This is a genomic window from Catellatospora paridis (genome assembly GCF_009720365.1).
Lineage (GTDB): Bacteria > Actinomycetota > Actinomycetes > Mycobacteriales > Micromonosporaceae > Catellatospora > Catellatospora paridis.
The window spans coordinates 167,844-183,626 of sequence record NZ_ML769319.1; the positions used below are offsets into that span (position 1 = coordinate 167,844).

Consider the following 15,783-nt stretch of genomic DNA (forward strand, 5'->3'; position numbering starts at 1 on the left):
GGGCCCAGCCGGCCGTGTCGCGTGCCGGCACCTCGACGTGCCCCGATCCCCCGTGGTCGGGCACGCCGTTCAGGACCCTGCCTTGACGGGCTCCAGCACGTCGCGGCCGCCCACGAACGGCTGCAGCGCCTTGGGCACCCGCACCGAGCCGTCCGGCTGCTGGTGCTGCTCCAGGAGCGCCACGAGCATGCGCGTGGTGGCCAGCGTGCCGTTGAGCGTCGCGGCGGTCTGGGTGCGGCCGTCGGCGTCGCGGAAGCGGGTGTTCAGGCGGCGCGCCTGGAACGTGGTGCAGTTCGAGGTCGAGGTGACCTCCATGTACCGGTTCTGGGTGGGCAGCCAGGCCTCGCAGTCGAACTTGCGCGCCGCCGACGAGCCGAGGTCGCCCGCAGCCACGTCGATCACCCGGTACGCCAGCTCCAGTTTGCCGAGCATCTCCTCCTCCCACGCCAGCAGGCGCAGGTGCTCCTCGGCGGCCTCCGCCGGGTCGCAGTACGAGAACATCTCGACCTTGTCGAACTGGTGCACCCGGATGATGCCGCGGGTGTCCTTGCCGTACGAGCCCGCCTCCCGGCGGAAGCAGCTCGACCAGCCGGCGTAGCGCTGCGGCCCGGCGGCCAGGTTCAGGATCTCGTCCTTGTGGTACGCCGCCAGCGGCACCTCGCTCGTGCCGACCAGGTAGAGGTCGTCGGCGGGCAGGTGGTAGACCTCGGCCGCGTGCGAGCCGAGGAAACCGGTGCCCTCCATCGACTCCGGCTTGACCAGCACCGGCGGGATCATCGGGGTGAACCCGGCCTCCACCGACTGCCAGAGGCCCATCTGCAGCAGGCCGAGCTGCAGCAGCGCGCCGACCCCGGTCATGTAGTAGAAGCGGGCACCCGACACCTTCGCGCCGCGCTCGGTGTCGATGGCGCCGAGCAGCTCACCCAGGGCCAGGTGGTCACGCGGGTTGTCGAAGACCGGACGGTCGCCGACCTCGCGCAGCACGACGTAGTCGTCCTCGCCGCCGCCGGGCGCGCCGTCCTGCACCACGTTCGCGATGGCGAACTGCGCGGCCCGCAGCACCTGCTCGGCCTCGTTGACCGCGGCCTCGGCCGCCTTCACCTCAGCGGCGAGGTCCTTGGTGCGGGCCAGCAGCGCGGCCTTCTCGTCACCGACGGCCTTCGGCATCTGCTTGCCGAGCTGCTTCTGCTCGCCCCGCAGCGCCTCGAAGGACGCCACTGCGGACCGCCTCGCCTCGTCGGCGCGCAGCAGGTCGTCGACGGAGTCGACCGAGTCGCCGCGCAGGCGCTGGCTGGCTCGTACGGTCTCGGGGTCCTCGCGGAGCAGACGCAGATCAATCACGTCGAAAAGCGTACCGGCCCGCGTTCGGAGCTTCGCGTCAGTATTGCCGTAAGAACGGCGCGGCGGTGGTGACCGTCAATTCGATGTCGCCCGACCCGTCGTCGTCGGGCTCGGCGTCCTCGACCGCGGCGTGGCGGCCGACCGGCGGCTCGGGCTCGCGCCGGTGCGCGGACAGCATGGCGAGCCCCAGCAGAGCCACTGCGGCGAGCGCCGCCCACATACCGCGTCCGGGGCTGGAACTGAAGCGCGACAGCAGCTCGGAGTTCATGAACCCGCCGAAGGCGCGTGGCAGTTCGCTGGTCGAGCTCAGCACGCTCGCCGTTGCCGCGAGCACCATGACCAGCACGGCCGAGGTGCCGAGCGCGGCCACCCGCGCGGTCGCCCGCGCCGCGACCGGGCCGAACAGCGCCACCGCGGCCGCCCCGCCGAGCAGCATCAGCCCGCCCAGGTAGGGCGTGCCGCCGGTCGCCGACCAGACCGAGCTGGTCACGTACGGAATGCTGGCGAAATACTCGTCGCCGGACCGGGTGGTGTCGATGACCTGCCACTCGCCCACCAGGGATGCGACCGCCGCCGCGCCGCCGAGCACGACGAGGCCTGTGGTCAACCGGGTGTCTGTCGTCATCGCACGCCAGCCGGGGCGGCGGCGGGTCACCGGAGCAGCCGTGGCCGGGCCGAACTCCAACACATCGAGTTCCTCGGACATGGGCGCATCATGCCACGGACAGATGAAAAGGCAGGCCCCTCCCGAAGGAGGAGCCTGCCGTCACGAACCCGTCCGCCGGCTCACTGGCCGAGCAGGCCGCCCAGCAGGCCGCCCTGCTGCTGCTGGCCGCCGCCGGTGCCGCCCGCGATGCCCGCCGGGGGCTCCTCGGACGGCTGCACCACGACGAAGCCCTGGCCCTGGAAGCTCATGGTGAAGGCCTCACCCGTGCTGCGGCCCAGCAGCGTGCCGATGCCCAGCTGCTCGGCACGGTGGTAGCCGGTCTGCAGGTTGGCCGACCAGCAGATCGCCGCCTGGGGGTCGGCGTAGGTGGGCGCGTCCACGGTCAGCACGACCGGGGTGCCCTTGGTGGTGATCGCGATCCGGCCCTGGCCCGAGAAGACGCAGTTGAACAGGCCGGCCGCGGAGAACATGCCCATGCCCTGGACCATCTTGATGTCGTAGTTCAGCGTCGACTCGAAGGCCAGCACGTTGGTGCCGTTGACGCTGAGGGCGTCGCCGGGACCGAGGTCGATCAGGTGCACGTCCGCGGCCCGGTCGGCCAGGAACACGTCACCACGGCCGGACAGCTTCATCAGCGGCACGCCCTCACCGGTGATCTTGCTCTTGAGCCACTTGGCCGCGCCTCCGGAACCGAGCGCCTGGAACTGCACCTGGCCCTGGTAGGCAACCATCGCGCCGGTGCGCGCCATGACCTCGCCGTTAAGCTCGATCTTCAGCATCTTCGAGTTCTGCAGCGTCAGACCGGGAGTCGTGGACTCCTTCTCCAGGTTCTCAGCAGCGAAGAGTGCGCTCTGCATGTCGTCATCCTCCATAGAAACGGGGGCGGAGAAACGCACCGAGCGTAGTTGACCAGCACAAGAAAGAACGTCGTGTTGGTGACTCATCGGCAAAGGTCAGGGTGAAGATCCGGGAAACCACGGGCTACCCGGACCGTCAACCCCAGCCGAGGTCGTGCAGGCGGTGGTCGTCGATGCCGAAGTGGTGCGCGATCTCGTGCACCACGGTTACCGCCACCTCCTCGACGACGTCGTCGTCGGTGTCGCAGATGCGCAGGATCGGGTGGCGGTAGATGGTGATCCGGTCGGGCAGCACCCCGGCGTAGTCCCAACCGCGAGCGGTGAGCGCGTGGCCCTCGTACAGGCCGAGCAGCTCGGGCTCGCCGGGCGGCGACTCGTCCTCCACCAGGATGACGACGTTGCGCATCAGGTTGAGCAGCTCCTGCGGGACCTCGTCGAGGGCGTCGGAGACCAGCTCCTCGAAGCGTTCCCGGCTCATCTCGACCGGCATGGGTCAGGACAGCTCGCCCCGGCGCAGCCGGCCCAGCCAGGCGGCGGCGTCGGTGTAGTCCGGGTCGGACAGTCCGGCCGGCGGCGGCACCGGCCGCTCCGGCGCCGCGCCCGGCATGCCCGCCCGGGGGTACGAGCCGAGGAAGCGCACCCCGGCGCAGATCCGCCGCAGGCCCTGCAGCGCCTCGCCGACCCGCGCCTCGGCGACGTGGCCGGTGCAGTCGAGGAAGAAGACGTAGCGGCCGAGCCGCTCGCCGGTGGGACGGGATTCGATCCGGGTCAGGTTCACCCCGCGGACGGCCAGCTCGGTGAGGACCGCCAGCAGCGCCCCGACCCGGTCGTGGGAGATCCACACGGCGAGCGAGGTGAGGTCGTTGCCGGTCGGCTCCGGTGGCGTGCCCGGCCGCGACAACAGCACGAAGCGCGTCGCGGCGTCCGGGTGGTCGGCGATCTTGTCGGCGAGCCGGCGCAGGCCGAACCGCTGGATGGCGATCGGCGCGCAGATCGCGGCGTCGAAGTCGCCCGCGGCCACCCCGGCCGCCGCGGCTCCGTTCGACAGCACGTCGACCACCGTCGCGTCCGGCGCGTACGCCCGCAGCCAGCCGCGGCACTGGGTGGACGCCTGCGGATGCGCCGCGATCGACCGTACGTCGGCCAGCGCGGTGGCCGACCGGGCGGCGAGCACGAACTCCACCGGGATGACCACCTCGCGGGTGATCACCAGCGGATCGCCGTCGACGAGCTCGTCCAGGGTCACGCCGACCGCGCCGCCGATCGAGTTCTCCCACGGCACGAGTGCCGAGTCGGCATCACCCGCCCGTACGGCCTCCAGCGCCTCGGGGACGCTGCGGGCCGGCGTCCGGATCCCCCGCTCGGCTGCCGGGATGGTGAGCAGCGCCTGCTCGGCGAAGGTGCTTTCCGGGCCGAGGTAGACGAAGCGGGTGGGCGGGACTCCAGGCATGAGATCAGCCTAAGCTGAGTTGTTGGTGGCCGCCTCCGCGGCCACGGCATTCGGCCTTGGAAGCCTCCCTTACCCGCCGGTCGCTCGTTCGCTGCGCGAACTTCCGCTCCTGGCGGGTGCGGTCGGCGGCCGAATGCGTTGTGGTCGCGGCCCTTTTTCTCAGGCTGCGTCTTTTCCGCAGGCTGCGTCGCTCAGCAGCCGGCGGCGATGCGGATGCCGGGCGGGGCGAAGTTGCGCACCTCGACCGTGCAGATGTCGGTGCCCGCGGTGACCAGGTCGAGCGCCGTGGGCGCGCCCTTGGTGACGACCTGCAGCGGCTCGCGGCCGGGCACGGTGAGCTCGGTGTACTGCCAGGTTCCGGCGCAGACGGGGGGCCTGGTCACGGTGATCGTGCCCGAGCCGGGCAGGACCGACGACTTGCGGCGTACGGCGGCGATGACCTGTTCGCCGGAGGGGCGGCCCTGGCAGTCGGTGACGGTCAGTTCGGGGAAGGGGCCGGGGCTGCTCGGCGGGGCCGAGGGCGGCAGGCTGAAGCTCGGCGGCAGGGTCACCGCACTGGGTGACACGGACGGCTGCGGCACGGTGCCGCCGGGCTTGGGCTGCAGCTCGGGCGGCACCCCGCAGCCACTGAGCAGAGCCACTCCGACCAGGCACGCGGTGGCGAGCGGCAGGGCCGGGTCGGACGGACGGGTTGGACGCAGGGGCATGGGCAACGAGACTAGCGCGCGTCGGCCGTACCCGCGGTCATACCGCGGCGAAGAAGCTGAGGGAGCCGACGACCTGGCCGCCCTGCCACAACGGCGTGGCCACGGCGTCGAGGGTGCGGCTGGGCGCGCCCTGCGGCGCACGCACCCGCAGCAGGCCTCGCGCGGGCCGCTTGGAGGTGAGCGCGAGCAGTGGGGGGATCTGCTCGCGCTCTGCTTCTCCCAGCTCGTTACCGGCGGCGGTGAAGTCGATCAGGCACAGCACGTTGAGCACGTGGTGGCCGGCCAGCTCACTGGGGCGCTCCACCGAGAGCAGCCGGACCCAGGGCGTGGAGGCGGCGACGATGACACCGTCGGCGTCGATGACCAAACACGACTCCTCGGCCGAGGAAACCGGGACCGACCAGCTGTGCAGCGGGTCGACGGCGATCGGCTCCAACGGGGAGAGGGAGAGCTCGATGTGGGTCATCGCTGCTCACGTTACCCGCGCGCAGTGCCCTTGTCACCGGGGGTCGCACCCTCCGGATGCCAGGTGTAACCGCTGCCCGCGGCGTATGGCTGATTGACCCAGATCGCGGGGTTGCGGGCCACCTGCGACAGCTTCTCGGCGGTCGTGCCGGTGATCCGCCGGCCGGTGGAGTCGAGCACCTTGTCGAGCTCGCGATACGAGGTGACGATGCACTCCTTGGGCAGGCCGTTGACGCTGATCGGTCCACTCCCGACGAAGGCGAGCACGGCGAAGACCTTGATGTCCTGGCCGACCGCGGCGGAGATGGCCTTGGCGGCGCGCTTGGCGTCCCGCCTGGCCTGCGAGATGTACGGCGGGCGGCGGCCGCTGATCTGCACGACGTCACCGGCGATGAGCACGCGGCTGCGGCCGTGCTGCGCGATGCAGACGCTGAAGATGCCACCCGGGCCGATGGCGAGGAAGCCGGCCGCGGAGGGTTGCGGCTTGGCCGTGCCGGCGGCCTGTGCCTGGCTGGTGAGCAGGGCGTGCGGCCACTCGATGACGTGCCAGTCGCGGCCGAGGCGGTGCACCGCGCGGTCCTCTGCGGCCGACATGCGCCGCACGGCGCGGTCGGCGCGGCGACGGCGGGCCCAGTCCACCGGGGAGGCGGGCGGCGGGGCGGTGTCTGGTCCTGACGGCACCGGCAGGCTCGGGGAGCGTCCGAAGGTCGGGCGCAGGAAGGGCGCACGATCGGGATAGACGGTCATGGTGTGCCTCCGGGTGGAACGACACGCATTGAGTTAGGTGTCCCTTACCGTACGTGTTCGTTCGTCGATGTGTCAGGGGACAAATCTGGCACTCAGCACGAATGAATGGGTGAATGTCCGATTCAGCTTCATTCCCTGGGGCTCATGCGGCGGGTCCGCCGTCCACGCGCCGACGAGATTTTCACGTGCCCGCCCGACGTTCGGTGAGCACATCGTGGGACACGGCTCCGCCCGTGCCGCCGGAGCAGCACGGGCGGTCGAAACGTACGTGAAAGGGCAGGTCAGCGCAGGGTGAGCTGGCGACCGAGCAGGCCCTGCCGCGCGCGGCGCTGGTCCGGCGTGAGCGGGGAGTCGACGCCCTTCGCCGTGGCATACCGCGCCGCGACCGCGGCCAGCGACTCCTCCCAGGCCCCGGCCTCGGGCGCCGACGGCAGGTCCCACACCGGGACGAGCAGACCGTGCGCCCGGAACATGCCGGCGAACTTCGTCTCCTCGGTCAGCTTCAGCTCGCCCGCCGCGCTGAGCCGGGCCAGCGCGTTCAGCGCCACGTCCTCGCTGTCGGGCAGCACCCAGCGCACGTGCGACTTCTCCGGCACCCGGCACCAGTACGCGGCCGGCGCGGCCGCCATCCGGACGGTCGGGTAGACCGAGGCGTTGGCGGCGTCCAGCGACGCGGACACCTCGGCGTCGCGCTCCTGATCCGCGTCGAGCCAGAAGTCGAAGCCGTCGTGCACCGTGACCTCCAGCGGCGCGTCGACGAGCAGGTCCGCCAGGCGCGGACCCTCACCGGGCAGCGGGGGCACGTTCACCGGCGCACCGGGCTCGCCCTCGAGCGCGGACAACAGCGCCACGGCCAGGTCGCGGTTCACGTCGCCGGAGCGCTCGTGCCGCTGCAGGCCGAGCACGATGCGGCCGTCCGTCTTGGTCAGCGCGGGCCAGGCCATCGGCAGGATGGTGGCCAGCGTGACCTGCCGGTCGCCGTACTTCTCGACGTATTCCGGCGCCAGGGTGAGCGGGGCGGTCGCCGCGGGCACCAGCTCGCGCAGCGCCACCAGCTCGGTCTCGGCGGCCAGGCCCGCGAACGGGCGGGCCACGAAGACGTCACGCACCTTCGGCTGCTTGGGCTGCTGCTTCTTCTCGAGGCGATTCTTCTTACTCATCGACCGTTCCTAAGCTCGGCGTCGGATCACCGGTCAGCTTAGTTCCGCCCAGACGCTCTGCCCGAGACCGTCCCGCTCGACACCCCACCGGACGGCGAGCGCATCGACGATGGTGAGGCCCCGGCCGTCGGGATCCTCGGCTCCCGCCGTGCGGGGGCGGGGTAGCTGCTGCGCCCCGCCGTCGGTCACGCGGACCTCGATGACCTGCTTGGATTCGACGGTACGCAGTCGCCAGGCGAGTCGGACCACCCCGCCCGGCAGCGGCTCGGCGTGGCGCACGGCATTGCCGACCAGCTCCGCGGCGACCGAGACGACGTCGGCGAGCAGGGACGGCGTGACGGCTCCGGCGAGGGCGGCGGCGAGGCGGTGTCGCGCCTGCTGCGCGCCGCGCGCGTGGTGGGGGACCACCACGCACCAGGCTCGCTCAGCGACAGCCATCGACACGATCATGCCTCCCCGGATGCGTGCGCATCCCTCTTCACGTCACCTCGCGGCAGCCGTACCTCTGCGACCGTACCTCCCCCATCCCGGGGACGTAAGGACACCCATCCGTTTTGTCGTTCAATAGTCTTTCGGACGAGATAAAGACCCAGACCGGCACCACCGTACCGCCGTCCGTCGCCACTGTCCGCCTGCCAGAACCGCTCGAACACCTGGTGAACCTGTTCGGGGGCGATCCCTATCCCCCGATCGAGTACCTGGAAGAACACCGTGCGCCGGTCGTTGCCGGCGGTCAGCACCACGGTCTGCTCGCGGGCGGAGTACTTGTCGGCGTTGGTGGCCAGCTCGGTGAGCACGTTCGGGATGGTGGCGCGGTCCCCGTAGGCCAGCGGCAGCCGCTCCGGCAGCTCCAGCCGGAACCGGCGGCGCAGGTCGGCAGGCAGGTTCGCCGCCGCGTGGCGAAGCGCTTCGACGAGGTCGAACGGGCCGGGCGACAGGGTGCCGACCGCGGTGTCGGTGCTCGCCGCCAGCAACCGGTCGACCAGGCGGGCCAGCTCGTCGCTGCGCTGGCCGATCACCCGGGCCGCCTCGCGGCGGGCCTTCTCGTCGAGCTGGCTCCAATGGTCGCGCAGCGTGTCCGCGTACCCCTTGATGACGGTGACCGGGGTGCGCAGCTCGTGGCTGGTGACGGCGATGAACAGCTCGCGGTCGGCCAGATCGTCCCCGGCGTGCTGCACCGGCAGCCCGGCCCGCTCGCTGTAGAGGCGGCCCACGGTCGCCCCGAGCAGGGCCATCACCGCGAGCTGGTCGGGGCCGGCCGGCCGGTCGTCCGGCATGAACGCGCCCAGCATGGCGGGCGTGCGCCCGTCGAGGTCGATCCGGTGCAGCAGGATCCACCGGCTGCCCAGCGACACCAGCTGGTCGGAGGCCGCGTCGTCGATGGCGCCCAGTTCCACCCGGTAGGTCGCCGGGCCGGGGCGCAGGACGGCGGCCACCACCTCAGGCTGGACCGGGCGGCCCAGCGCCCAGTCGGCGCTGCCGGTGGCGGCGATGACCCGGCCCGCGCCGCCGGAGTCGTGCAGTTCGGACAGGGCCATGCCGGGCACGCCCAGCGCGTACTGGCCGATGTGCAGCAGGCGGTCGAGGGCCGGCAGGCCGCCACGGCCGGTCACCGGGTCGTTGAAGAGCGCGGCGATGCCCAGCGTCAGCTCGCGGTACGCCACCTCCACATGCAGGATCCTGCCTGCCGGAGCCGATCCGCGCCAGCGCTGTGACCGATCGGTGATGATTCAACGACCGAGGTGTGCCAGCACCTCCGCCGGGCGGTCCGTGATGATGCCGTCGACCCCGAGCTTGAGCAGCAGGTCCACGTCGTCCGTGGCGTTCACGGTCCACACGTACACCTGCTGGCCGCCCGCCTTCAGCCGCCGCACCAGGTCCGGCCGCCGGCGCACCAGCTCCAGGCCGGGGCCCGCGATGCGGGTGCCGAACGGCAGCCGCCGGATCCGCAGCCCCGGCGGCAGCAGGTCCATCAGCTGCACCGTGGGCAGCCCGGGCAGCAGCTCGCGAGAACGGCGCACCGCCAGCGGCGAGAACGACATGACCGTCACCCGCACCGGCGTATCGGGGGAGGTGCTGGTCAGGCCGTGCCGGTTCAGCACCGCCCGCAGCCGGTACTCCACCGCCTTGCCGTACCGGTTGGGGTGCTTGGTCTCGATCAGCAGGCGCACCGGCCGCCCGGCCCGGCGCGCCGTGTCGAGCAGCTCCTCCAGCGTCAGCACGCCGGCCGGCTGCCCGCTGGCGTGCCAGGACCCGAAGTCGAAGGAACGCAGCTGGGCCAGCGTGTACGCGGCCACCGGCCCACGCCCGTCACTGACCCGGTCCAACCGCCGGTCGTGCACGCAGACCAGGTGCCCGTCCCGGGTCAGGCGCACGTCGCATTCGACGCCGTCGGCGCCCTCGCGCAGCGCACGGGCGTACGCCCCGAGCGTGTGCTCGGGCAGGGCGGCCGACGAGCCCCGGTGGGCGAACACCAGCGGGGACGGGTCGGGGGTGCGGCTCAACGCCTTCTCCTCGAATCGCTGCCCGGCGACGTGGTCACCGGGTGGGACGGGTCGTTCGCGCACGACTAGATGATCTGCGGCGGTAGGCCCTCGCCGGCGACCACCGGGCGGCCCGCGGCGGCCCAGCCCATCATGCCGCCGTCGACGTTGGTGACGTTGTCCCAGCCCTGCTGGCGCAGGTATGACACGACCTGCCCGGAGCGGCCGCCCACCCGGCAGATCACGAAGACCTCCCGGTCCTGCGGCACCTCGGACATCCGGGCCGGGATCTGCATCATGGGCAGGTGGACAGCCTCGGGCGCGTGGCCGGCGGCCCACTCGTCGTCCTCGCGGACGTCGAGCAGGAAGGCGTCGGCGGGCACTTCGGCGACGGTGGCGGTGGGGATCTGCGCAGCGAACACGCTGCAAGTGTAGAGGTCAGATCGAGTTGACCCATTCCGGATGCTGCTGCACCCAGGTGGCCAGGTCGGCGTCGCGCATGGCGCGGAACAGGTCCGCTGCCCCGTCCTGCAGCAGCACGTACGACACCCCGCCGATGCTCTGCACGTAGGACGGCACGCGGATCCCGGTGAGCGAGTCGGGCCTGATGTTGCGCAGCGCCACGATCAGATCGGTCAGCGTGGCCTGGCCGGTGTCGAGGGTGAGCGAGTGCCCGATGCTGCGGATGAACTGGTCCAGCTTGACCGGATTGCGGGTGACCCCGCTGTCCAGCGCCTTGCTCAGGATCGCCTTGACCAGCTGCTGCTGGTGGCGCTGCCGGTCGAAGTCGCCGCCGGGCAGGCCGTAGCGCTGCCGCGAGTAGTCCAGCGCCTCCGCACCGTTCATCTGGCGGCAGCCGACGGTGAACAGGCGTTTGGTGTGGATCGACCGCAGCTCGGTGTCGACGCACATGTTCACCCCGCCAAGACCGTCGATGACCTGGGTGAACCCGCCGAAGTCGACGACCGCGGCACCGTCGAAGCGCATCCCGGTGAGCTGGGTCAGGGTGGCCGACAGCAGCTGCACCCCGCCGCTGCCGCCCCCGCCGAACTCGAACGCCGCGTTGATGCGCTGCTGTGCCCCACCGAACGCGGTGCCGCCGAACGCGGGGATCTCCACTCGCAGGTCGCGCGGGATCGAGATGACGTAGGCGTGGTTGAGCTCGCGGTCCACCTGGACGACGAGGATGGTGTCCGAGCGCTGCCCCGCGTCCGGGTTGGCCGAGCGCAGGTCGGAGCCGATGAGCAGGTAGTTCAGCGGGCCGCTGAGGCGGCGCCAGCCCACGTACGCGTCGCCGGTGTCCCGGGCGCTCGGATCGAGCAGCACGTCGCGGCTGATGCTCGACTCGTACCGGTGGACCAGTGCCTGCCCGGCGATCAGCCCGCCGCCGGCCAGCAGCACCAGGCCGACCAGGATCGCGGCCAGCGCCTTCGGCCAGCGCCGGGTGCTGCGGCGCGGTGGGACCGGCGGGGTCGTCGTGCGAAGCGTCCGGGCGGCGCGGTGGGTGTTGCGGCGCTCGCGCGCGGTCTCCGGCCAGCCGAGTCCGGATCGGGGCGAGGCGTGCCCGGGTGCGGCCGCCGTGGGGGAAGGCCAGCCGACGCCGGTGACTCGGGCCGAATCCCTCCCGCCGCCGCCGGACCGCCACACGGAGCTGGCCATGCCGCCTCCCCGGGAGCGAGAAATCCTCACTCTCAGCGTATGGACCGCTCACTCCAGTAGGCGTTGAATCCGAAATTACTTCTCGTTATTGACGACCTCAGGATGCAGAAATACGAAGTTGCCCAGTTTGTCATTCTTCGCGGCGCGGAACATGTCCTTGGTCGTCTTGTCGAGGCCCTCGCCCTGGTACTGGCCGTTGACCATGACGCTCTCGTAGGTGCCCGCGTTGGTCTTGAGCAGCACGAGGTCGGTGCCCGCCAGGTCCTTCATGGTGAACAGGAAGTCCGTGACGCCCATCCCCTGGGGCAGGCTGAGCAGCATGGACTTGCCCACCGCGGAGATCAGCTCGTTGACCTTGCCGAAGTCGCTCAGCACGCCGACGGAACCGGCCTTCTTCGCCATCGCCTTGATCAGCTGCTGCTGGTGGCGCTGGCGGCCGTAGTCACCGGAGTCGTCCGGCAGGTAACGCTGGCGGGCGTAGTCCAGGGCCTGCCAGCCCGCCATCTCCGAGCAGCCCGGCTGGTGCAGGAACCGCGGGTTGCCGCTCCGGCGGGCGTAGCTGTCCGCCGCGCCTTCGTCCGCGATACCGCCGATGTACGTCGGCTTGCCCTTGACCACGAAGTGGTGGATCGACTCGGTAGGCGCCTCCACGCACATGGGCACCGTGCCGAGCGCGTCGATGAACGTCTTGAAGCCGCCGAAGTCGATGACCGCGGCCGCCTCGAACGTCATGCCGCCGGTCAGCTTGCTGATGGCCTTGGCCGCCGACCTCAGCCCGCCCTGCCAGTCGCCGTCGCCGCCCAGCCCGTTCGTGAACGCGCCGTTGATGCGCTGCTGGGTGCCGGGCACGTCCGCGTCGCGCGGGACCGACATCAGGTATGCCTGGTCGTGGTTCTGCGACACGTGCAGGATCAGGATGGTGTCGGAGCGGGCGTTCGTCGCCTCCTGGCCGGCGCGCGTGTCGATGCCCAGCAGCAGGATGTTGAAGGCGCCGACGAACGCCTTGCCCGCCGGCGCGGCGGGCTTCGCCGAGGCCTCCGGGTCCACGAGGTCGTCGCTGCGGGACACCTGGATGCTGCCCTCGAGGTTGCCGACGACCGACCTGACCCCGATGATCGCCGTTCCGGAGACCATCATCAGCAGCGCGCCGAACGTGATCGCCAGCTTGGCCGACAGCGGGGCGCCGCGCCGCTTCTCGCGTTCGCGGGTCTCGGCAGCGGGCTGGTCCGCGTCGTCGCCATGCTCGGGGCGCTGCTGCGGAATCGTGCCGGGCTGCTCGTCGGTGTCGAGCGTCGAGGTGGCCACGTGGTTTTCCAGGTCCGGTGCGTCGGGTCGGTCGCCGTTGCGGAGCGCGGTCACTTCTCCCTGTTCACAAACTCGGGGTTGAGCAGCGTGAACTGCCCCAGGGTGTCGTTCTTGGCGGCCCGGAACATCTGCATCGTGCTGGAGCTGATCGCCTCACCGCCGCTTCCCGCGCTGTTGTACCAACCCGCATTCGTCTTCAGCAGCACGAGGTCGGCGCCGGCCAGATCCTTCAGCGAGAACATGAAGTCGATCAGCGGCACCCCGTGCGTGTCCAGGATCATGGACTCGCCGACGGCCTTCATCAGGCTGTTGATCTTGTCGAGGTCGGTGAGCACGCCGCTCGAACCGGCCTTCTTCGCCATCGCCTTGATCAGCTGCTGCTGGTGGCGCTGGCGGCCGTAGTCGCCGTCGTCGAGGGACTTGCGGATGCGCGAGTAGTCCAGGGCCTCCCAGCCCGGCTTCTCCCGGCAGCCCTTCTTGTGCACGTACTCCTTGCCGATCAGGCCGAGTCGGTGCTCCACCGTCTTGTTGTCGCTGCCCGAGCCGGAGACGTACTTCGGCTTGCCGTCGATCATGAAGTAGTGGCTGGACTTGGTGTCTTCCTCGACGCAGACGTTCACCGTGCCCAGGGCGTCGATGATCTTCTTGAAGCCGCCGAAGTCGATGACGGCCGCGCCGTCGAAGGTGACGCCGGTCAGCTTGGTGACCGTCTTCGCGGTCAGGGCCAGCCCGCCGGCCCGGCCGCCACCGTTCTGCGCACCGAAGTAGAAGGCTGCGTTGATCTTGTCCCTGCCGCCGCCGTACTTGGTCGCCGGGTTGCTCGGGATCTCGACCTGGGTGTCGCGCGGGATCGACATCAGGTAGGCCTGGTCGTGCGTGCCCGGGATGTGCAGCAGCAGGACGGTGTCCGCGCGGGCGTCGTCCACGTCCTGGGTGGCACGCGTGTCGATGCCGAGCAGCAGCATGTCGATCGGGCCCTTGAGGTCGTTGCCCTCCGGGCCGGTGTCGGCCTTGCCGGCGTCGCCCAGGACGTCGACCACCGAGACGTTCTCCGTCAGGTTGCCCTCGAAGGACCTGATGCCCACGATCGCGCCGCCGGCCACCATCATCAGCAGGGCGCCGAAGGTCAGCGTCAGCTTCGCCCAGAGCGGGGCGGTGCGCTTCGCCTTCTTCCTGCCCTTGGCCTTGCCCTTGCTCAGGGAGTGCCCGGTCTTGCGGCCGGCGGGTTCGTCGTAGGCGTCCGTATAGGGGTCCGCGGACTGTCGGCGGCTTCGCTGGCCCGGCACGGTGTTGTTCGCACCGCCTCGCCGCTGCTTGTTCGCCACGCGTCCCCCCAGGGGTCTGGTTAGTCGTAGACCGAGCCACTGTAATGGCTCGGTCTGCGACATCGCGAGGACGCATAGAACAAATCAGATGGGTTTAGGCCGATTTGCGAGCAATTTTCATTGCTAGTTATTGACAGATGGTGACGGCGGCGGGCTCACGTTGGTCTCGTACCACTGCTTCATGGCGTCCCTGCCGACCGCCTCGTAGAGGGCGATGGCCTTCTCCTTGTCCGAGACGACCACGCTCTCCCCGCCGACCATCTGGCTGCCCTTGTGCGGGCTGGTCAGGAAGATCAGGTCGTCGCTGCGGATGCCGCGGAACTGGATCGCCATGTCGATCAGCTTGAACTCCTGATCGACCGTGACCGCGCTGGTGACCGCCCCGAGAAAGTCGTTGAGCTTGCCCGGGCTGGTCAGGATGCCGCCGCTGGCGGCCTTGTCCAGCAGTGCCTTGAGCAGCTGCTGCTGGTGGCGCATGCGGGCGAAGTCGCCGTCCGGGAACTGCTTGCGCTGGCGTGCGTAGTCCAGCGCCTCCGCGCCGTTGAGGTGCATGGTGCCCTTGGTGAAGGTGCGCTTGGGCTTGTGGATCGAGGTGATGGTCTTCTCGATCTTCATGTCCACGCCGCCGATCGCGTCGACCACCTCGGTGAAGCCGCCGAAGTCGATCAGCATCACGTGGTCCATCCGCACCGACGCGTAGCACTCGACCGTCTTCACCAGCAGCGGCATGCCGCCGAAGGCGTACGCGGCGTTCAGCTTCGCCTTGCGGGTGCCGCAGTCGGTCGCGGAGGCGTCCTTCGGGATGTAGACGTGCAGGTCCCGCGGCAGCGAGATGAGGTAGGCCCGGTCCTGGGAGGACGGGATGTGCATGATGATCATGGTGTCGGTGCGCCACTGGCCGCCCTGGTCGGTGGGCGCGTCCGGGTCCCGCGAGTCGCTGCCCACCAGCAGGATGTTCTGGCTGCCGTTGACCGTCTTGGGCGGCCGGCCGCCGGTGAGCGCCGAGAACGGGTCGGTGCGGGTGAGGTCGCCCTCGACGCTCTTGGCGTAGAGCCACGCGCCGCCGAGGCCGAGCCCGCCGCACAGCGCCAGCGCGATCACGGCCACCAGCGCGATCCGGCCCCACTTGGGCTGGATCTTCTTCTTGGCGGCGCCGTACGTGTTGCCGGCGCCGGCCACCGGCACCCGCGCCGAACTCGCGCCGCGCCCGCGCGACGAGGCGGACGACGGCCGCGCCGAGCCCGACGGTCCGGTCGGCACCGCGGCCCGCCCGCTCGTGGCCCGTGCGGCCGAACCGCGGCCCGCCGCCTTGTCGTCTGCCGCCTTGTCATCCGACGAGCCGCCGGAGGCGGCACGGCCGTAGACGCGCGCGGACGGCGTGCTCTTGTCGCCCGCCGACCCGCCGACCGACGGATACGGGCCGGTGGGGAGGTTGGCGAAGCCGCCCGGAGGCGGCGTCACCGAGGCACGGCCGACCGACGCCCGGCCGGTCGGGCGCTGTGCGGGCTTGGCCTCTGGCGTCGAGGACACGTCCTCGACCCCGGCGTCCCCAGCCTGGGGGGTGGCCTCGGGTTCGTCAGGCGTCTGCTGGGACATGAGAACCAGCCTACGAGGCGT

17 protein-coding genes are annotated in these 15,783 nt (G+C 70.9%); all 17 read right to left on the reverse strand.

Features of this window, described 5'->3' with window-relative positions; translation table 11 throughout:
• Positions 1 to 69 precede the first annotated feature (69 nt).
• Positions 70 to 1,341, reverse strand: a complete 1,272-nt coding sequence (gene serS / locus F9C41_RS22005) for a serine--tRNA ligase (protein ID WP_155388712.1) — start codon at positions 1,339 to 1,341, stop codon at positions 70 to 72.
• A gap of 37 nt (positions 1,342 to 1,378) precedes the next feature.
• A complete protein-coding gene (locus F9C41_RS22010; protein ID WP_155388713.1) occupies positions 1,379 to 2,047 on the reverse strand; it encodes a hypothetical protein in 669 nt (222 codons plus the stop codon).
• Positions 2,048 to 2,127: 80 nt separating this feature from the next.
• Positions 2,128 to 2,865, reverse strand: coding sequence for an AIM24 family protein (locus tag F9C41_RS22015; protein ID WP_155388714.1), 738 nt, complete (start codon positions 2,863 to 2,865; stop codon positions 2,128 to 2,130).
• Positions 2,866 to 3,001: 136 nt separating this feature from the next.
• Positions 3,002 to 3,355 (reverse strand): metallopeptidase family protein, encoded by a 354-nt coding sequence (locus F9C41_RS22020; RefSeq protein ID WP_155388715.1) that lies wholly within the window; start codon positions 3,353 to 3,355, stop codon positions 3,002 to 3,004.
• 3 nt (positions 3,356 to 3,358) lie between these two features.
• The gene (pheA, locus tag F9C41_RS22025; RefSeq protein ID WP_155388716.1) at positions 3,359 to 4,315 is read right to left on the reverse strand and encodes a prephenate dehydratase; all 957 of its coding nucleotides are present in this window, start codon (positions 4,313 to 4,315) and stop codon (positions 3,359 to 3,361) included.
• Positions 4,316 to 4,506: 191 nt separating this feature from the next.
• Positions 4,507 to 5,022 carry a hypothetical protein gene (locus F9C41_RS22030; protein ID WP_155388717.1) on the reverse strand — a complete coding sequence of 172 codons (516 nt, stop codon included), beginning with the start codon at positions 5,020 to 5,022 and terminating at the stop codon, positions 4,507 to 4,509.
• A gap of 37 nt (positions 5,023 to 5,059) precedes the next feature.
• Positions 5,060 to 5,488 (reverse strand): transcriptional regulator, encoded by a 429-nt coding sequence (locus F9C41_RS22035; protein WP_120317685.1) that lies wholly within the window; start codon positions 5,486 to 5,488, stop codon positions 5,060 to 5,062.
• Between the two features lie 11 nt (positions 5,489 to 5,499).
• A complete protein-coding gene (locus F9C41_RS22040) occupies positions 5,500 to 6,234 on the reverse strand; it encodes a hypothetical protein (protein WP_230689858.1) in 735 nt (244 codons plus the stop codon).
• A 281-nt stretch (positions 6,235 to 6,515) separates the two neighbouring features.
• Positions 6,516 to 7,394, reverse strand: coding sequence for a DUF5926 family protein (locus F9C41_RS22045; protein ID WP_155388718.1), 879 nt, complete (start codon positions 7,392 to 7,394; stop codon positions 6,516 to 6,518).
• A gap of 33 nt (positions 7,395 to 7,427) precedes the next feature.
• Complete coding sequence (locus F9C41_RS22050) at positions 7,428 to 7,844, reverse strand: ATP-binding protein (protein WP_196279887.1); 417 nt, start codon at positions 7,842 to 7,844, stop codon at positions 7,428 to 7,430.
• Positions 7,841 to 9,064 carry a sensor histidine kinase gene (locus F9C41_RS22055; protein ID WP_230689859.1) on the reverse strand — a complete coding sequence of 408 codons (1,224 nt, stop codon included), beginning with the start codon at positions 9,062 to 9,064 and terminating at the stop codon, positions 7,841 to 7,843. The genes F9C41_RS22050 and F9C41_RS22055 overlap by 4 nt, the downstream gene beginning before the upstream one ends.
• 60 nt (positions 9,065 to 9,124) lie before the next feature.
• A complete protein-coding gene (locus tag F9C41_RS22060; protein WP_230689892.1) occupies positions 9,125 to 9,898 on the reverse strand; it encodes a glycerophosphodiester phosphodiesterase in 774 nt (257 codons plus the stop codon).
• A 65-nt stretch (positions 9,899 to 9,963) separates the two neighbouring features.
• Positions 9,964 to 10,299, reverse strand: a complete 336-nt coding sequence (locus F9C41_RS22065; protein WP_155388720.1) for a rhodanese-like domain-containing protein — start codon at positions 10,297 to 10,299, stop codon at positions 9,964 to 9,966.
• Positions 10,300 to 10,315: 16 nt separating this feature from the next.
• On the reverse strand, positions 10,316 to 11,536 hold the full coding sequence (locus F9C41_RS22070) for an LCP family protein (protein WP_155388721.1): 1,221 nt from the start codon (positions 11,534 to 11,536) through the stop codon (positions 10,316 to 10,318).
• 75 nt (positions 11,537 to 11,611) lie between these two features.
• Entirely contained in the window at positions 11,612 to 12,895 is a 1,284-nt protein-coding gene (locus F9C41_RS22075; RefSeq protein ID WP_155388722.1) for an LCP family protein, read from the reverse strand.
• The gene (locus F9C41_RS22080; protein ID WP_230689861.1) at positions 12,892 to 14,166 is read right to left on the reverse strand and encodes an LCP family protein; all 1,275 of its coding nucleotides are present in this window, start codon (positions 14,164 to 14,166) and stop codon (positions 12,892 to 12,894) included. Before F9C41_RS22080 ends, F9C41_RS22075 begins: the two co-directional genes overlap by 4 nt.
• Positions 14,167 to 14,289: 123 nt before the next feature.
• Positions 14,290 to 15,762: an LCP family protein gene (locus F9C41_RS22085; protein ID WP_155388723.1), complete on the reverse strand. Its 1,473-nt coding sequence runs from the start codon at positions 15,760 to 15,762 to the stop codon at positions 14,290 to 14,292.
• Positions 15,763 to 15,783: the final 21 nt, after the last annotated feature.

Excerpts from the sequence above, each read along its gene's own strand:
- pheA (WP_155388716.1), bottom strand. The coding sequence starts at position 4,315 with ATGCCTGGAGTCCCGCCCACCCGCTTCGTCTACCTCGGCCCGGAAAGC.
- F9C41_RS22035 (WP_120317685.1), bottom strand. The coding sequence starts at position 5,488 with ATGACCCACATCGAGCTCTCCCTCTCCCCGTTGGAGCCGATCGCCGTC.
- F9C41_RS22015 (WP_155388714.1), bottom strand. The coding sequence starts at position 2,865 with ATGCAGAGCGCACTCTTCGCTGCTGAGAACCTGGAGAAGGAGTCCACG.
- F9C41_RS22030 (WP_155388717.1), bottom strand. The coding sequence starts at position 5,022 with ATGCCCCTGCGTCCAACCCGTCCGTCCGACCCGGCCCTGCCGCTCGCC.
- F9C41_RS22050 (WP_196279887.1), bottom strand. The coding sequence starts at position 7,844 with ATGATCGTGTCGATGGCTGTCGCTGAGCGAGCCTGGTGCGTGGTGGTC.
- F9C41_RS22040 (WP_230689858.1), bottom strand. The coding sequence starts at position 6,234 with ATGACCGTCTATCCCGATCGTGCGCCCTTCCTGCGCCCGACCTTCGGA.
- F9C41_RS22010 (WP_155388713.1), bottom strand. The coding sequence starts at position 2,047 with ATGTCCGAGGAACTCGATGTGTTGGAGTTCGGCCCGGCCACGGCTGCT.
- F9C41_RS22085 (WP_155388723.1), bottom strand. The coding sequence starts at position 15,762 with ATGTCCCAGCAGACGCCTGACGAACCCGAGGCCACCCCCCAGGCTGGG.
- F9C41_RS22020 (WP_155388715.1), bottom strand. The coding sequence starts at position 3,355 with ATGCCGGTCGAGATGAGCCGGGAACGCTTCGAGGAGCTGGTCTCCGAC.
- F9C41_RS22070 (WP_155388721.1), bottom strand. The coding sequence starts at position 11,536 with ATGGCCAGCTCCGTGTGGCGGTCCGGCGGCGGCGGGAGGGATTCGGCC.
- F9C41_RS22045 (WP_155388718.1), bottom strand. The coding sequence starts at position 7,394 with ATGAGTAAGAAGAATCGCCTCGAGAAGAAGCAGCAGCCCAAGCAGCCG.